Genomic DNA, 413 nt, shown 5'->3' with positions numbered 1-413 from the left:
CCAGTCTGTCCGCCCCAACGCTAAATTTTGCAAACCCGCCTGCCGGGAGAAGTTCTACCGGCAGGAAAAGCGGAAAGCCAAAGAAACGGAAACATCACAAACTGCATAAAGACTGCGGCCTGCCCAAACAAACCGGGCAGGCCGCTTTTTTATGCCCTGAAACGGAGGGATTTCCATGACACTCTTTGAACTGGTAAAACAGAATATTTGTGTGCCGGATGCAGCGAAACACTATGGGCTGCAAGTCAACCGAAACGGGATGTGCAGCTGTCCGTTCCATGAGGACCGGCACCCCAGCATGAAGCTGAATGAACGGTATTTTTACTGCTTCGGCTGCGGGGCCACCGGCGATGTAATCGACCTTGTGGCGAGGTTATTTGACCTGAGCAGTTACGAAGCAGCGCAGAAGCTGG

The 413-nt window shown here is 53.0% G+C and carries 1 protein-coding gene; it reads left to right on the top strand.

Features of this window, described 5'->3' with window-relative positions; genetic code table 11:
• Nucleotides 1–175: 175 nt before the first annotated feature.
• Nucleotides 176–413: CHC2 zinc finger domain-containing protein (locus tag H7U37_RS15330; RefSeq protein WP_243414354.1), on the top strand; the 238-nt coding region annotated here is incomplete at its 3' end.

Origin of the sequence: Pseudoflavonifractor phocaeensis (genome assembly GCF_016901735.1) — a bacterium.
Lineage (GTDB): Bacteria > Bacillota > Clostridia > Oscillospirales > Oscillospiraceae > Pseudoflavonifractor_A.
The sequence above is the reverse complement of the archived record's forward strand: the minus strand, read 5'-3'. Positions and strand labels throughout refer to the sequence as shown.